This is a genomic window from Streptomyces sp. JN8, from assembly GCF_055808075.1.
Genome location: NZ_CM147852.1, coordinates 1,883,812 through 1,899,033 on the forward strand (window position 1 = coordinate 1,883,812; position 15,222 = coordinate 1,899,033).

16 protein-coding genes are annotated in these 15,222 nt (G+C 74.2%); 6 read left to right on the top strand and 10 right to left on the bottom strand.

From position 1 onward, the window contains the following. Positions 1-86: 86 nt before the first annotated feature. The 3 genes from ACY0MR_RS08145 to ACY0MR_RS08155 are packed head-to-tail and all read right to left on the bottom strand — an operon-like array spanning position 87 to position 3,185. On the bottom strand, positions 87-1,265 hold the full coding sequence (locus tag ACY0MR_RS08145) for a cytochrome P450 family protein (RefSeq protein WP_473560004.1): 1,179 nt from the start codon (positions 1,263-1,265) through the stop codon (positions 87-89). Positions 1,266-1,302: 37 nt separating this feature from the next. Further along, positions 1,303-1,974, bottom strand: a complete 672-nt coding sequence (locus ACY0MR_RS08150) for a response regulator (RefSeq protein ID WP_404086214.1) — start codon at positions 1,972-1,974, stop codon at positions 1,303-1,305. Then, complete coding sequence (locus ACY0MR_RS08155; protein ID WP_473560006.1) at positions 1,971-3,185, bottom strand: sensor histidine kinase; 1,215 nt, start codon at positions 3,183-3,185, stop codon at positions 1,971-1,973. Before ACY0MR_RS08155 ends, ACY0MR_RS08150 begins: the two co-directional genes overlap by 4 nt. Before the next feature lie 145 nt (positions 3,186-3,330). Between ACY0MR_RS08155 and ACY0MR_RS08160 the strand changes: the two genes are divergently transcribed. Continuing rightward, the gene (locus tag ACY0MR_RS08160) at positions 3,331-3,552 is read left to right on the top strand and encodes a hypothetical protein (protein WP_388807104.1); all 222 of its coding nucleotides are present in this window, start codon (positions 3,331-3,333) and stop codon (positions 3,550-3,552) included. Positions 3,553-3,571: 19 nt separating this feature from the next. Here ACY0MR_RS08160 and ACY0MR_RS08165 read toward each other — a convergent pair whose 3' ends face one another. Together ACY0MR_RS08165 and ACY0MR_RS08170 are read right to left on the bottom strand one after the other, a co-directional pair. Further along, the gene (locus ACY0MR_RS08165; protein ID WP_473560008.1) at positions 3,572-3,934 is read right to left on the bottom strand and encodes a hypothetical protein; all 363 of its coding nucleotides are present in this window, start codon (positions 3,932-3,934) and stop codon (positions 3,572-3,574) included. Positions 3,935-3,945: 11 nt separating this feature from the next. Then, complete coding sequence (locus ACY0MR_RS08170) at positions 3,946-4,878, bottom strand: DMT family transporter (protein WP_473560010.1); 933 nt, start codon at positions 4,876-4,878, stop codon at positions 3,946-3,948. Positions 4,879-5,105: 227 nt separating this feature from the next. On the opposite strand from ACY0MR_RS08170, the gene ACY0MR_RS08175 reads away from it, so the two are divergent. After that, positions 5,106-5,846 carry an SDR family NAD(P)-dependent oxidoreductase gene (locus ACY0MR_RS08175; protein ID WP_473560012.1) on the top strand — a complete coding sequence of 247 codons (741 nt, stop codon included), beginning with the start codon at positions 5,106-5,108 and terminating at the stop codon, positions 5,844-5,846. A gap of 463 nt (positions 5,847-6,309) precedes the next feature. On the opposite strand, the gene alc is transcribed toward ACY0MR_RS08175, so the two are convergent. Together alc and allB are read right to left on the bottom strand one after the other, a co-directional pair. Then, a complete protein-coding gene (gene alc / locus ACY0MR_RS08180) occupies positions 6,310-7,428 on the bottom strand; it encodes an allantoicase (RefSeq protein WP_388807098.1) in 1,119 nt (372 codons plus the stop codon). Between the two features lie 3 nt (positions 7,429-7,431). Next, positions 7,432-8,766: an allantoinase AllB gene (gene allB, locus ACY0MR_RS08185; protein WP_473560014.1), complete on the bottom strand. Its 1,335-nt coding sequence runs from the start codon at positions 8,764-8,766 to the stop codon at positions 7,432-7,434. A gap of 337 nt (positions 8,767-9,103) precedes the next feature. Between allB and ACY0MR_RS08190 the strand changes: the two genes are divergently transcribed. Next, positions 9,104-9,910 carry an IclR family transcriptional regulator gene (locus tag ACY0MR_RS08190; RefSeq protein WP_388807094.1) on the top strand — a complete coding sequence of 269 codons (807 nt, stop codon included), beginning with the start codon at positions 9,104-9,106 and terminating at the stop codon, positions 9,908-9,910. Between the two features lie 112 nt (positions 9,911-10,022). On the opposite strand, the gene ACY0MR_RS08195 is transcribed toward ACY0MR_RS08190, so the two are convergent. Both ACY0MR_RS08195 and ACY0MR_RS08200 read right to left on the bottom strand, forming a co-directional pair. Then, positions 10,023-10,703 carry an ABC transporter ATP-binding protein gene (locus tag ACY0MR_RS08195; RefSeq protein ID WP_473560016.1) on the bottom strand — a complete coding sequence of 227 codons (681 nt, stop codon included), beginning with the start codon at positions 10,701-10,703 and terminating at the stop codon, positions 10,023-10,025. Next, a complete protein-coding gene (locus ACY0MR_RS08200; protein WP_404086220.1) occupies positions 10,700-11,779 on the bottom strand; it encodes an ABC transporter permease in 1,080 nt (359 codons plus the stop codon). Before ACY0MR_RS08200 ends, ACY0MR_RS08195 begins: the two co-directional genes overlap by 4 nt. 244 nt (positions 11,780-12,023) lie before the next feature. Here ACY0MR_RS08200 and ACY0MR_RS08205 point away from each other — a divergent pair, with 244 nt between their 5' ends. Beyond that, a complete protein-coding gene (locus tag ACY0MR_RS08205; RefSeq protein WP_473561739.1) occupies positions 12,024-13,118 on the top strand; it encodes a sensor histidine kinase in 1,095 nt (364 codons plus the stop codon). A gap of 5 nt (positions 13,119-13,123) precedes the next feature. Then, positions 13,124-13,750 (top strand): response regulator transcription factor, encoded by a 627-nt coding sequence (locus ACY0MR_RS08210; RefSeq protein WP_361849961.1) that lies wholly within the window; start codon positions 13,124-13,126, stop codon positions 13,748-13,750. A 99-nt stretch (positions 13,751-13,849) separates the two neighbouring features. On the opposite strand, the gene ACY0MR_RS08215 is transcribed toward ACY0MR_RS08210, so the two are convergent. Next, entirely contained in the window at positions 13,850-14,185 is a 336-nt protein-coding gene (locus ACY0MR_RS08215) for a DUF5955 family protein (RefSeq protein ID WP_361849963.1), read from the bottom strand. A gap of 198 nt (positions 14,186-14,383) precedes the next feature. On the opposite strand from ACY0MR_RS08215, the gene ACY0MR_RS08220 reads away from it, so the two are divergent. Further along, positions 14,384-15,010, top strand: a complete 627-nt coding sequence (locus tag ACY0MR_RS08220; protein ID WP_403313946.1) for a nucleotidyltransferase family protein — start codon at positions 14,384-14,386, stop codon at positions 15,008-15,010. Positions 15,011-15,222: the final 212 nt, after the last annotated feature.

The window sequence follows — 15,222 nt, forward strand, 5'->3', positions numbered from 1 at the left end:
GGTGAGGGCCGCCCCGGGTCCCGGGCCTCGCGGCATGCGGCGGGGCCCGGGACCCGACGGTCAGCGGTGGGCGGCCGGGTGGGGGGTCACCAGCGGACCGGGAGGTGGCGGGTTCCGCGCATCAGGAGGCCGGGGAGCCATTCCCAGGCCTCGCCGTCGGGGTCGAGTTCCAGCTTCGGGAAGCGGTCGAGGAGGGTCCGGAGCGCGATACGGCCCTCCAGGCGGGCGAGCGGGGCGCCGAGGCAGTAGTGGACGCCGTGCCCGAAGGCGAGGTGGCCCCGCGTGTCGCGGCGGATGTCGAAGCGGTCGGGTGCGGGGAAGCGGGCCGGGTCGCGGTCGAGCGCTCCGATGGCGACCAGCACGTGCCGGCCGGCCGGGATCTCGGTGCCGCCGAGGGTGACGGGTACCCGGCTGAACCGGAAGGTGCTGGTCTCGACCGGCCCGTCGTACCGCAGGGACTCCTCGATCGTGCCGTCCAGCAGACCCGGGTCGGCGCGCAGCGCGGCGAGCTGGTCGGGATGGGTGAGCAGGTTGCGGACGGTGTTGGCGATCAGGTTGACGGTCGTCTCGTGGCCCGCGATGAGCAGCAGGTAGGCCATGGCGCGGAGTTCGGGTCCGGAGAGCCGGTCGCCGTCCTCGGCCCGGGAGGCGATCAGGCCGGAGAGCAGGTCGTCGGAGGGACCGGCGGCCCGCTTGTCCTCGATCAGCTCGTCGAGGTAGGCGCCGAAGTCCACCATGCTGCGCGAGAAGTCCTCCTCGCCGGTCGGGCTGACCAGCTCCGTGGACCAGCGGCGGAAGGTGTCGCGGTCCTTCGTGGGGACCCCGAGGAGCTCGCAGATGACGGTGATCGGCAGCGGGTAGGCGAAGGCGTCGACGAGGTCGGCGCGGCCGGCCGGTTCCATCGCGTCGACCAGGTCGGCGGTGAGCCGCTCGATGCGGGGCCGCAGGTTCTCCACCCGGCGGCCGGTGAACTCGCCCGTGACCAGGCGGCGCAGCCGGGTGTGGTCGGGCGCGTCGGCCGCGAGAAGGTGGACGCCGATGGCGTCCTCCTCCGGCGGCCGTACGCCGATCACGGACGGGGACTTGGCGAGCCGGGGGTCGGCGAGGGCGGCGCGCCCCTCCTCGTGGCCGACGACCAGCCAGAACCGGAAGCCGTCGGGCATCCGGACCTCGTGGACGGGACCGGCTTCCCGGAGTCGTGCGTAGAAGGGGTACGGATCCGCGGTGAAGTCCGCGCCGTACTCCCCCAGTTCGATGACGGACATCGACGCAGACTATCCGAACGGGACCGGCTCGAATCGATCACTTCCGGCCCTCGTCGTCGAGCAGGCCGGCGTCGTGGACGAGGAGCGCGATCTGGACGCGGTTGTTGAGGCCCAGCTTGGCGAGGACGCGCGAGACGTGGGTCTTCACCGTGGGCACGCTCATGTAGAGCTCGGCGGCGATCTCCGCGTTGGCGAGGCCGCGCCCCACGGCGACGGCCACCTCCCGCTCGCGGTCGGCGAGTTCGGCGAGGCGGCCGGCGGCCGCGTCGCGGGGGGACCGCTCGGGCCGGCCCGCGACGTGGGTCATGAGCTGACGGGTGACCGCCGGGGACAGCACCGGGTCCCCGGCGGCGACCCGGCGGACGGCGGCGAGGATCTCGGCGGGCGGCGTGTCCTTGAGGACGAACCCGGCCGCGCCGGCCCGCAGGGCGCGCAGCACCTGCTCGTCGGCGTGGAAGGTGGTGAGGACGACGACCTCGGGTGCGCCGGGCTCGGCGCGGAGCCGTTCGGTGGCGGTGAGCCCGTCCACCTGCGGCATGCGGATGTCCATGAGGACCACGTCGGGGGCGTACCGGGCGACGAGTTCGGGGACCTCGCGGCCGTCGGCGCCCTCGCCGACGATCTGCAGGTCCTCGGCGCCGCCGAGCATCAGGGTGAGGCCCGCGCGGACCAGGGGGTCGTCGTCGACGATGAGCAGCCGGATGGTCATGCGGGCCACGGTAGCCAGGCGTGCAGCGAGAATCCGCCGTCGGGGGCGGGTCCGTGCTCCATCCGGCCGCCGGCGAGCGCGGCGCGTTCGGTGAGTCCGATCAGTCCCTGGCCGGAGCCGGGGACGGGCGGGACGGGGCCGTCGGGGGCCGGGTTGTGGACGTCGACGGTGAGTCCCTCGCCGGGGCGGCCGCGGACGGTGACGGTGACGGTGGTCCCCGGGGCGTGCTTGCGGGCGTTGGTGAGGCCCTCCTGCGCGATGCGGTAGACCGTGCGGCCGGTGGCGGCGGGCACGGTGGACGGTTCGTCGACGGTGGTGTCGAGGACGACGTCCGCGCCGGCCTCGCGGGACTCGTCGATCAGCGCGTCGAGGGTGGCGAGGGTGGGCTGCGGCCGGTCGCCGCCGTCGCCGTTCTCGCCGGGGGCCCGGAGCACGCCGATGATCTCGCGGAGGTCCTGGAGGGCCTCGTGGGCGCTGTCGCGGATGACGCCGGCGGCGCGGGCGACCTGCTCGGGCGGGGCGTCGGGGCGGAACTCCAGGGCTCCGGCGTGCACGCTGAGCAGGGTGAGGCGGTGGGCGAGGACGTCGTGCATCTCGCGGGCGATGGCCTCGCGGGCGAGCCGCTGGGCCTGGGCGGCGCGCAGCTCGGCCTCGGCCTCGGCGCGGCGGGCGCGCTCCCGCAGCGCCTCGACGAGCTGGCGGCGGGAGCGGACGAGCATGCCCCAGGCGGTGACGAGGAGGATGAGGGTGAAGCCGAGGGCGATGGAGAGCCCGGTGTTGGTGGTGGGGTCGGGCCGGATGAAGGCCTGCACGGTGGAGGTGGCGACGGCGAGCGCGCCGATCGCGGCGACCTCGCGGAAGGGTCTGCGCACGGCGACGCTGAAGAGGCTCGCGAGGAGGGCGCCGGCCGCGACCGGGGCCACGAGGTTGAGCAGCGAGAGGCCGATCGCGAGCCCCGCGGGCCAGCGGCGGCGCAGCCAGAGGGCGCAGCAGCCCGCGGCGCCCAGGAGCTGGTCGACGATGGTGACGGCCCCGCTGGTGTACTGCGCGCTGGTGTCGGCGGCGATCAGGCCGACGAGGGCCGCGAGGAGGAAGATCGAGGTGTCCACGATCCAGTCGCGGACGGTACGGCGGGGCCTGCCCTCCTCGTTCCCACCGGGTCCGGCCAGGTGGGAGGGGAGCAGCCAGCGCTGCCGGTCCGTGCGGTTCATAGTGGCAATGTACGCAGCGGGAGGCGCCGGGCGGGGCAGCGGCGGCCGGGCCGCTACCGAAGTCGCGGAGGTCGATACTTCGGTCGCGGGGCCCGTGGCCCGGAGGCGGACGCGGCCGGTCGACCGGCCCCGCCATGATCACCGCATGAAGAAGTTTCTCGAGGTCGCCGGTTTCCTGCTCGCTCTCTTCGGTGTGGCCGGGGTGGTGCGCGAACTGACGGACGGCTGGTTCCGCCTCCTCGGCGTGACCCGGTTCCTCACGGAGAACGTGTGGTTCCTGGAGGGCCGTGAGCTGTTCGCCGACATTGTGATCGCGGTGCTGGGCCTGGTGCTCATGATCGTGTCGGACCGGGTGGCGAAGTCCTGAGCGGCGTACGCCCCGGGGTTCAGTCCCGCGGGGTGCTCGCCGCGTCGAGCCGGGTCACCTCGGCGAGGTGCTCGGCCATCCGGTGGGAGACCGAGCCGCTGGTGTAGAGGGCCCCGCCGACCACGGCGAAGGGGACGGATATCCCGAGGAGGGCGAGGGTGCCGGGCCAGTCCCGGCTCTCCACGCACTCCTTGTCGTGGACGTACTCGCTGGTGAGCAGGGCGGGGCAGGGGCTGCCGCCGTCGGCGTCCTCGTACGGGGTGAGGAGCATGACGCCGAGCCAGACCCAGCACAGGGCGGCGAGGGTGAAGAGCCCGAGGCCCCAGCCCTGGGTGCGGCGGGCCTTGGCGCGGAACTCGTTGTCGTAGACCAGTGAACGCATGGTCGGACAACCTACCCGGCGTGGCGGTCGGCGGCCCGGCGGCCCCAACCGGTGCCCGCCAGCACGAGGATCGCCCCGGCGAGGCCGAGGAGGCCGGGGCGGTCGCCGGCGAGGGCGATGCCCGCGGCGGCGGCCCAGAGGGGTTCCGTGCCGAGGAGGAGGCTGACCCGGGACGGGGAGGTCCGGCGGACGGCCCACATCTGCACGAAGAAGGCGAAGAGCGTGCAGAAGACGGAGAGGAAGAGCAGTCCGGCCCACTCGCGCGGGCCGAAGTCCAGGGCCACCGCCCAGGGCGTGGCGCCGGTGCCGGGGAAGGCCGCGATGGCCGCGAAGACGGCGACGGCGGAGCCGAGCTGCACGGTGGTCAGGGAGAGCGAGTCGGCCGAACGGACCGCCCTGATGCGGGACATCGCCAGGACGTGGACCGTACGGGCGAGGGCGGCGAGCAGCATGAGCAGGTCGCCGAGGGAGGGGGTGGTGAAGCCGCCGCCCTGGGTGAGGAGGACCACGCCGAGGACGGAGAGCGCGGCGGCGCCCAGGAAGGCGCGGGGCGGCCGGACCCGGGTCGCGGCGGCCTCGGCGAGCGGGGTGAAGACCATGGTGAGGCTGATGATCAGGCCCGCGTTGGTGGCGGAGGTGTGGACGACGCCGTAGGTCTCCAGGAGGAAGATCCCGCCGAGGATCAGTCCGAGCGCTCCGGCGCCGCGCCACTGGGCGGCGCTCAGGGCCCGGAGCCTGGTCCAGCCGGCGACGACGAGGACGGGCAGCACCACGGCGAACCGCAGCACGAGGACCGCGATCACGGTGTGGGTGGTGGTGATGCCCTTGGCCGCGAGGTAGCTGGCGCCCCAGACGACGGCGACGAGCAGGACGGGCAGGTCGGTGAGCCAGGCCGGGCGGGGGGCACCGAGGGACAGCGGGGCGGCGGTCGACGAAGCTGACATGGCGGCCGCATCTCCAACTCTTGAGGTGGGGTGGAGACTTCGACGGCTCGCACGTGGAGCGATCACCGTACCGGGAGGGGCCTGTGGTGGCTACACCTTTCTAGGCCGGCGCGGGGCCCGCGCCCGGCGCCGGGGTCGCCGTCCGATTCCCGCCAGCCTCCCGGAGCCCGGACGACTTTCATTGAACCCGCAACCACTTATGGCTTCTTGGCTACGGAGGAATCGGGATGTCCACGATGAACGGCATGGCGGTCCTGGTGACGGGCGGCAGCCGCGGGATCGGCGCGGCCACGGCCGTGCGGCTCGCGGAGGAGGGCGCCGACGTCGCCTTCACCTATGTACGGGACGAGGTGCGCGCCAAGGAGGTGGCCGCGCGCATCGAGGCGACCGGGCGGAGGGCGCTGCCGCTGCGGGCGGACGCGGCCGACCCGGGGGACGCGGCGGGCGCGGTGAACTGGGCGGCGGACGCCCTGGGCCGGCTCGACGTGCTGGTGAACAACGCCGGGGTCGGTGTGCTCGGACCGCTGGAGTCCCTGGCCCTCACGGATGTGGACCGGGTCCTCGCCGTGAACGTGCGGGCGGCGTTCCTCGCCGCGCAGGCGGCGGCCGGGCACCTTGGGGACGGCGGCCGGATCGTCACCGTCGGCAGCTGCATGGCCCAGCGGGTGCCGGGCCCCGGCGGGGTGCTGTACGCGCTGAGCAAGACGGCGCTGATCGGCCTGACGAAGGGGCTGGCGAGGGAACTCGGCGGCCGCGGCATCACGGCGAACCTGGTGCACCCGGGCCCCATCGACACGGACATGAACCCGGCGGACGGCCCGTACGCGGCGGACCAGGCGGCCCTGACGGCCTTGGGCAGGTTCGGCACGGCGGAGGAGGTGGCCGCGACGGTGGCGTTCCTGGCGGGCCCGGAGGGCCGGTACGTGACGGGCGCGGAGTTCACGGTGGACGGCGGGCACGCGGCGTGACGACGGAGGCGCGGGTCCTGCGCCCGGCTCCAGGCCGCCCGGGGCCCACGTGCAGGACCGGCGAGTGAGCCGAAGGGCGCCGCCGGGGGAACGACGCCGAGCGCGCAGGCCCGCCGAGGAACGAGGGGGGGCGAGCACGGTCGGGGTCGTGAGCCCGGCACCGGGCGCCCGGAGGCGGGGCCCACGTGCAGGACCGGCGAGTGAGCCGAAGGGCGCCGCCGGGGGAACGACCCCGAGCGCGCGCAGGCCCGCCGAGGAACGAGGGGGGGCCGAGCACGGTCGGGGTCGTGAGCCCGGCGCCGGGCGCCCGGAGGCGAACCGAGCCCTCAAAAAAAGGGGTACGCGAGGGCGCACCGGTGCTGTCGGGCCGGTGCGCCCTCGCGGGCCGGGCGGGGTGTCGTACCCGCCCAGTTCGTGGCGGGAGGCCGGGGACGCGCCCCGGCCTTCCCGTGTGCGGGTCCGGTCAGCCGCCCAGTTCCTGGTGGCGGGCGGTGAGTCGGGCCGTGCCGGCGTCCGTGAGGGAGCCGAAGAGGCGGAGGCGGGAGATGCCGCCGTCCGGGTAGATGTCGATCCGCACGCGGGAGCCGATCGCCGGGGTGTCGAGCACGAACCGGTGGTTGGTGTCGGGCTGGAGGCGGGTCCGGGGCAGGATCTCGGTCCACTCCTCGGAGCCTTCGGCGGCGACGGAGAGCGCGGCCCAGCCGGCGCTGTTGCCCTTGAGGTAGGCGGTGTCGATCTCGACGGCGCGGATCTCGGACTCGGCGACGAGCTGGTAGCGGATCCAGTCGTTGCCCTTGTCGCGGCGGCGGCGGGTCTCCCAGCCGTCGTCCATCTTGCGGGAGCGGCCGGGCTGGATGGTGTTGGTGGCCGGGGAGTAGAAGCGGTCGGAGGCGTCCTCGACCTGGCCGCCGTTCTCCAGGGCCGCGAGATCGAAGGTGCCGAGCACGCCGAGCCACTGCGGGTCGGGGGCCACTTCGCCGTACACGCGGAGGCGGGCGATGCCACCGTCGGGGTGCTGGTTGACGCGCAGGTGGGTGAAGCGCTGCTCGACGTCGACGGCGAAGCCGTTGGCCGCGTGCCCGCCGACGGCGGTGCGCGGGACGAGCACCGTCCACTTGACGTCGTCGGCGAGGAGCTCCTCGGGCGAGGGCGAGCCGGGGACGGAGGCGGCCTCGACGGAGACGGCCTGCGGGTAGTTGCCGCGGAAGTGGGCGGTGTCGAGGACGATGCCGCGGACGACGCCGGGCGCGCCGAGCCGTACGAGGGCCCAGTCGTGGTCGTCCTCGGTGGGGTGCGGCTGCTGGGCGGAGACGCCGCGGCGGCGGCGGGTCTCCCAGCCGTCCATGATCTTGCCCTTGTGGCCGAAGTGCTCGGGGTCGAACTCGGCCGCTTCGGGCTTGAGGAGGTTCTCGCGCTCGGCGAAGAACTCGTCGTTGGCGGCGATGACGCCCGCGCCGAGGCGGCGGTCGGCGAGGTCGGCGTACTGGGTGAAGGGGAAGTCGGCCGTCCGGTAGTCGGCGTACGGGTCGCCGCCGCCGTAGGGGCTGGCGTCGCCGGTGAAGGAGGGTATGCCGGTGCTCACGGGTCAGTTGTTCCTTTCGAGGAGGCGGCCGGAGGGCTCGGCGAGGGTGCCGTGGTCGGCGATGCGCTCGCCGCGCAGCCAGGTGGAGGTGACGACGCCGTTGAGGGTGCGGCCCGCGTAGGCGGTGATCCGGTTGCGGTGCTGGAGCTCGGCCGGGTCGACGGTGAAGGTCGCCTCGGGGTCGAGCACGGCGAAGTCGGCGTCGCGGCCGGCCTCGATGGCGCCCTTGCGGGTGAGGCCGGCGAGCCGGGCCGGGCCCTCGGACATCCAGCGGACGACGTCGGTGAGGTCGAAGCCGCGGCGGCGGGCCTCGGTCCAGATGGCGGGCAGGCCGAGCTGGAGGGAGGAGATGCCGCCCCAGGCGGACGCGAAGTCGGGCGTCTTGAGGTCGGTGGTGGACGGGGAGTGGTCGGAGACGATGCAGTCGATCGTGCCGTCCGCGAGCCCCTGCCAGAGCGCGTCCTGGTTGACCGCCTCGCGGATGGGCGGGCAGCACTTGAACTCGGTGGCCCCGTCCGGGATCTCCTCGGCGGTGAGCGTGAGGAAGTGCGGGCAGGACTCGACGGTGACCTTGACGCCCTCGGCCCTGGCGGCGGCGAGGACCGGGAGCGCGTCGGAGGAGGAGAGGTGCAGGACGTGGACGCGGGCGTTGAGCCGGCGGGCCTGGTTGATCAGGTTCTCGATCGCCGTGTTCTCGGCGTCGCGGGGGCGCGAGGCGAGGAAGTCGGCGTACGCGCCGCCGGAGCGCTGGGGCGCGGCGGCGAGGTGGTGGGGGTCCTCGGCGTGGACGATCATCAGGCCGTCGAAGCCGGAGATCTCCGCGAGCGAGGTCGCCAGCTGCTCCTGGTCGAGCTCGGGGAACTCCTCCACGCCGGAGGGCGACAGGAAGCACTTGAAGCCGAAGACGCCTGCGTCGTGCAGCGGGCGCAGGTCCTTGACGTTGTCGGGCAGGGCGCCGCCCCAGAAGCCGACGTCGACGTGCGCCTTGGCGCGGGCGACCTCCTGCTTGACGCGCAGGTTCTCCACGGTGGTGGTGGGCGGCAGCGAGTTGAGCGGCATGTCGAGGAGGGTGGTGATGCCGCCGGCGGCGGCCGCGCGGGTGGCGGTCCAGAAGCCCTCCCACTCGGTGCGGCCGGGGTCGTTCACGTGCACGTGGGTGTCGACGAGTCCGGGCAGCACGACGTCGTCGCCGACGTCCTCGAGCCGGGCACCGGCGGGTACCTCGGCGTCGTACGGCAGCACGGCCGTGATCGTCCCTCCGGAGACGGCGATCGACGCCGGGCGTGTCCCCTCGGGGGTGATGACACGCGTCGAGCGCAGGACCAGGTTGACGTCCACCCGTACCCCTCTTCCAGTGCTTCACGAAGAAATTCAACGAACTGTTGAAGGAGTCTTCACTTCCGGACGACATGTCGTCAAGGGCACACTTCCAGCATCGGCGAGGATGCCGGGCGGCACCGAGGGCCACTTGGATGTTTCCACCAAGTGAAATGCAAATTCCGTACAGTAGAACGTAGCTCCGTACAGCCGGGGGCGACCCGGACGGCTCCGGGCCGTCTCCGACACCGGACAAACACGTCCTGACCGGCGCGGACGCCGACACCAGGACCATGTACCCCGGCCGATGGGCCGGTAGGCTGCTGCCTTGCCCGCCTGCCCCGAAAGGACCGTTGACGTGCCGACGTCCAGCGCCAGCACCACCGACGCCGCCAAGCCCGCCGCGAGCGGGGGCGTCCAGTCCCTTGAGCGTGCCTTCGACCTCCTGGAGCGGATGGCCGACGCCGGGGGCGAGGTCGGGCTGAGCGAGCTCTCCGCCAGCAGCGGACTCCCGCTCCCCACCATCCACCGCCTGATGCGCACCCTGGTCGCCTGCGGGTACGTGCGCCAGCAGCCGAACCGGCGGTACGCGCTCGGCCCCCGGCTCATCCGGCTCGGCGAGTCCGCCTCCCGCCTCCTCGGCACCTGGGCGCGCCCGTACCTGGCGCGGCTCGTCGAGGAGACCGGCGAGACCGCGAACATGGCGCTGCTCGACGGCGACGAGATCGTGTACGTGGCGCAGGTGCCGTCCAAGCACTCGATGCGGATGTTCACCGAGGTCGGCCGGCGGGTGCTGCCGCACTCGACCGGTGTCGGCAAGGCGCTGCTGGCGCACACCCCGGCCGAGGAGGTCCGCGCGCTGCTGGCCCGCACCGGCATGCCGGCGGCCACGGAGAAGACGATCACCACCCCGGAGGGCTTCCTCGACGCGCTCGTCGCGGTCCGCGAGACGGGGTACGCGGTCGACGACAACGAGCAGGAGATAGGAGTCCGCTGCCTCGCGGTCTCGGTCCCCGACTCCCCCACCGCGGCGGCCATCTCGATCTCGGGCCCGGCGGGCCGCGTGACGGAGGCGGCGACGGAGAAGATCGTGCCGATCCTCCAGGAGGTGGCGCGGGAACTGTCGGCGGCACTGGCGAACACGACGGGCAACGGCGGAGCGTAGCCCCGTGCGGGCGGTCGTCCCGCCGGGGCGTGGGGGTCCCGGACTCCGCCCGGGGGACCCCCACGCCCCGGCGCACGCCGCCACCCGGCGCGGCTCGTGCCGACGGGGAGGGTCAGGCGGTGACCGGGGGTGACAGCCGGCCGTCCCTGACCTCCACCACCCGGTCCGCCCGCCCCGCATGCCCCCTGTCGTGCGTCACCAGGACCGTCGCCGTGCCCCTCCCCACCGTCAGCCCCGCCAGCAGCTCCATCACCGCGGCCCCCCGTTCGTGGTCCAGTGCGCTCGTCGGCTCGTCGACGAGGAGGACGGCCGGTTCGTTCATCAGGGCCCGCGCGATGTTGACCCGCTGCCGCTGCCCTCCGGAGAGCTGGTGCGGCCGGCGCCCGGCCAGGTCCGCGAGGCCCACCGCGTCGAGGAGTTCCAGGGCCCGGCCGCGGGCCGACCGCGTCGGCCGCCCCGAGACGTGCGCCATGACCTGGAGCTGTTCCGCCGCCGTGAGCGACGGCAGCAGGTTCGGCTGCTGGAACACGATCCCGATCCGCTCCCTCCGCAGCGCCGCCCGCGCGGCCGCGCCCAGCTCCCCCGTCTCCGTACCGTCGACGACGACCCTCCCGCGGTCCGGCGTGACCAGGGTGGCCGCGACGGCGAGCAGGCTGGACTTGCCGGAGCCGGAGGGTCCGACGACGGCGGTGAGGGAGCCCGCCGGGACGTCGAGGGAGACCGCGTCGAGCGCGGTCAGCCGCCCGTCGCCGTCGGGGTAGGTGAGGGTGACGGCTTCGAGGACGAGACTCATCGGGCACTCCCGAGCGCGGTGAGGGGATCGACGGCGGTGATCCGCCGGATGGACAGGGCCGCCCCGACCACGCCGAGCACCACCATCACGGCGGCCGGTCCGAGGACGGTCGGCGGTTCGAGGACGAACGGCACGTTCCCGCCGCTGACCAGCGCCCCGATGCCGACCGCGAGGCCCGTGCCGAGGAGGGTGCCCGCCGTGAGCATCAGCACCGCCTGGCCGAGGGCGTCCTTGAGGAGGTACGGGGTGGAGGCGCCGAGCGCCTTCAGGACGGCGATGTCACCGCTGCGCTGGATGGTCCAGACGGTGAAGAAGGCCCCTATGACGAGCGCCGAGATGGCGAAGAGGAAGCCCCGCATCAGCTGGAGCGAGCCGTTCTCGGCCTGGTAGGACCCTATGGCGGTGAGGGCCCCGTCGACGGTCCGCGCCTCGGTGCCGACGGCCGCGTCGCCGGCGGCCCAGTCGGTCTCCCCGCCGCCGCGGAGCGCGATGACGGTCGCCTGGTCCTCGTCGGCGGTGCCGGTCCGGCCGAGCCGCTGCCAGTCGCCGAGGGTCGTCCACACCACCGGGGTGTGGCTGTACGAGGCGTCGCCGGCGACCGCCTCGACCGCCAGTTCCACCGGCCCGAGGCGGACGGTGTCGCCCACGTCGACGCCCAGCTCCTCGGCCGCCGACCCGGAGAGCACGGCCTTGCCCGGGGCGGGCGCCACCGGGGCGAGCCCGCTCTCCGGCTCGGCGCCGAAGGCCGACACGGCGGCCGTCCGCTCCCCGGCGGCGCCGTTGAGCGTGCGGATGCCGAGCGGCGAGGCCGCCGCCACCCCGGGCCGCCCGGCCCAGGCCCGCCACTGCTCCTCCGTCACCGTCGAGTCGGTGAAGGAGGCCGACTGGCCCGACGGCGGCGCCGCGAAGGCCAGCCGGTCGGCGGGCAGGCCGGTGATCGCGGAGATGTTCTCCCGCGCGAGTCCGGCCGTCAGCCCTGACAGCAATCCCACGAGCAGGGTGATCAGCACGATCACCGTACCCATGAGGGCGAATCGCCCCTTGGCGAATCCGAGGTCTCTCCATGCCACGAACATGCCGACCAGAGTGGTGCGGGAGGTGCTTCCCCGGCATCGCGCCACGGATGGCTCCGCGATCAAACTTTCGGTTGAGTCCGGATCGCCTGCTGCTGTCTACGCTGGAGGGGACATGGATGCGCGTCCCTCCCCCCACCCCGCCCGGCCTTCCTCCCCCCACCCCGCCCGGCCTTCCTCCCCCCACCCCGCCCGGCGGTCCCTCACCCCCGTCCTGCGGGCGCTCCGCCTCTGTCTGCACCTGCTGATGGCGGGCCTGCTCGCGCTCGCCGCCGTCCGGGCCCACTCGGTCGCCGGGACGGTGCTCGCGGTGGTGACGGGCGCGGTGTACGCGGCCGGTTCCCTCCTGCCGTCCGTACGGGACTCGCAGCGGGCCGCCGCCGTGTGGCTGGCCGTGCTGGGCGCGTCGTGGCTCGCGATGCTGTACGTGACGCCGGAGGCCCTGTGGCTGGCGTTCCCCCTGTACTTCCTCCAGCTGCACCTGCTGCCGGCCCGCTGGTCGCTGCCGGTGGTCGCGCTGACGGCGGTGGCGGCGATCCTCTCGTACGTCGGGCACGGCGCCGCGCTCAACCCGGGCGTCTTCATCGGGCCGCTGCTCGGCGCGGCGGTCGCGGTGGCGACGGTCCTGGGCTACGAGGCCCTCTACCGGGAGAGCGAGCGGCGGCGCCGGCTGATCGAGGAGCTGATCGAGACGCGCGCCGAGCTGGCGGCGGCGGAGCGGCACGCGGGGACGCTCGCGGAGCGGGAGCGGCTCGCCCGCGAGATCCACGACACGCTCGCGCAGGGCCTGTCCTCGATCCAGCTGCTGCTCCGGGCGGCCGAGCGGGCGCTGCCGCCGGACTCCCCCGCCGCGGGTCACATCGAGCGGGCCCGGCGGGAGGCCCAGGGCAATCTGGCGGAGGCCCGGCGCTTCGTCCGGGCGCTGGCCCCGCCGGACCTGGAGCGCGGCTCCCTGGCGGCGGCCCTGGAGCGGCTGTGCGAGCCGGGGGCCGGGCCGCGGGTGCGCTTCTCCGTCAGCGGTACGCCGGTCGGGCTGCCGACCCCCTACGAGGTGGCACTGCTCCGCATCGCGCAGTCCGCTCTCGCGAACACGGTGCGGCACGCGGGCGCGTCGCGGGCGGAGATCACGCTGTCGTTCATGGGCGCCTCGGTGACCCTGGACGTGGTCGACGACGGCGGGGGCTTCGACCCCGCCGCGGTACGGCCGTCCTCCGACGGCGGTTTCGGTCTCCCGGCGATGCGCTCGCGCGCGGAGTCGCTGGGCGGCACGTTCACCGTCGAGTCCGCCCCCGGTCAGGGCACGGCCGTGGCCGTCTCCCTCCCCCTCCCCGCTGGAGTGTGAAGAGCATGACGATCCGCCTGCTGCTGGCCGACGACCATCCGGTCGTACGGGCGGGCCTGCGCGCGGTCCTGGACACGGAGCCGGACTTCGCCGTCGTGGCGGAGGCGGCGACGGCCGAGCGCGCGGTGGAGCTGGCCGGGGCGGGGGGTGTGGACGTGGTCCTGATGGACCTGCAGTTCGGGGCGGGGATGCACGGCTCGGAGGCGACGGCGGCGATCACGGCGGCGCCCGGCGGGCCGAAGGTGCTGGTCCTGACGACGTACGACACGGACGCGGACATCCTGGCGGCGGTGGAGGCGGGTGCCTCGGGCTATCTGCTGAAGGACGCGCCGCCGGAGGAGCTGGCCGCGGCGGTCCGCACGGCGGCGGCGGGGCAGTCGGCCCTGGCGCCGGCGGTGGCGCACCGTCTGATGGACCGGATGCGGACCCCGGCGGAGGCGCTGACCAAGCGCGAGCTGGAGGTGTTGCAGCTGGTGGGCGAGGGCCTGTCGAACCAGCAGATCAGCAAGGTGCTGTTCCTCAGCCAGGCGACGGTGAAGTCCCACCTGGTGCACGTCTTCGCGAAGCTGGGCGTGGACTCGCGGACGGCGGCGGTGGCGGCGGCGACGGCCCGCCGCCTGATCCGGCGCTAGGGGGTGTCGTGCCGATCAGGCCGGGCTCGCGGGGTTGATCGACGAGACGAACCCCAGGGCCTCCCCGGCGGCCTCCGGCGCCGGATCCGGTCCGGCGGGTCAGTCGAGCGGAGGGCGGGGTGCCGGGGGCGCGGGCGGTCCGAAGAGCTCGACCGCGCGGCGGACACCGGCGAGCCCGTCCGCGAGGGCGCTGACGGAGCCGACGGATCCCGCGACGAGCAGCAGCGAGCGGCGGAGCCGGCGTAATTCGGGGGCCCCGCTGAGGGCCATCGCGTCGAGGGCGGCGAGTTCGTCCTCGGCGATGCCGCGGTCGGCGAACTCGACCCGGTGGGCGGCCAGCTCGCGTCGGAGCCGGGACACCGCGGACCGCAGTTCGGCCACCCTGGGGTCCACGCCCTCGCCGGTCACTCGCCTCTGCCCCACGCTTCGCAACACGGTTCTCCCCCTCGCACGGCACTGTGCGCAGAACGCCCTCCTCCGGACACCCCGAGCAGCGCTCGGAGCCGACCCCGGGCGGTGGTCGGGCGCCGTGAGTTGCGGGTCAGTTAACTCCTTCGCCACCCCGCCGCGCCACCCTTCGCCCGGGTAATTCAGGCGACCGTGTGATTCCGCCTGATGAGGTATGCAGTCCTCATGAAGACAACGTTCGACCGAACAGATGTCCACCCGCCCCGCGTCGCCGGCCTGCTGCTCGCCGCCGGCGGCGGACGCCGGCTCGGGGGGCGCCCCAAGGCGCTGCTGACCCATCGGGGCCGGCCCCTGGTCGAGTACGCCGTGGGGGTGCTGCGGGCGGCCGGGTGCGAGGTGGTGCACGTGGTGCTGGGGGCGTCGGCCGGGGTCGTACGGGAGCGGGCGGAGCTGCCCGGGTGCGTGCTCGTGGACAACCCCGGGTGGGGCGAGGGCATGGGGTCCTCGCTGCGCGCGGGGCTCGCCTCGCTGGCCGCCGATCCGCGGGGGGTCGACGCGGCGCTCGTCCTGCTGGTGGACCAGCCGGGGATCGGGGCGGAGGCGGTGGCCCGGGTCCGGGCGGCGTACGGGGGGCGGGAGTCGCTGGCGGCGGCCTCGTACGACGGCGAGCGGGGGCACCCGGTGCTCTTCGGCGCCGCGCACTGGGCGGGAATCGCCGAAGCTGCGGTGGGCGACCGGGGCGCGCGGGACTATCTGGCGGCCCACCGGGATGCGATCACCTCCGTGGACTGTTCGGATGTGGCCGAGCCCTACGACATCGACACGGAGGAGGATCTGGGGCACTTGGAGTGAACGGCGTGGCACCCGGAGCCATGGTCTGTCGATCCGGAGAATCTCGACATCAACAAACCATTGAACTTCCACCATGAGGAAACTAGTATCCACTGTTCAGAAGCGCCTGTCCGTTCAGAAGGCGCTTGCGGCCGTATCTCGGCGCCAGCGGCACTGCGTGCCGTCCCGCGACGCCCGGCGGCCGTCTGGCACCGCCCGTGAAGTCCGCTGAA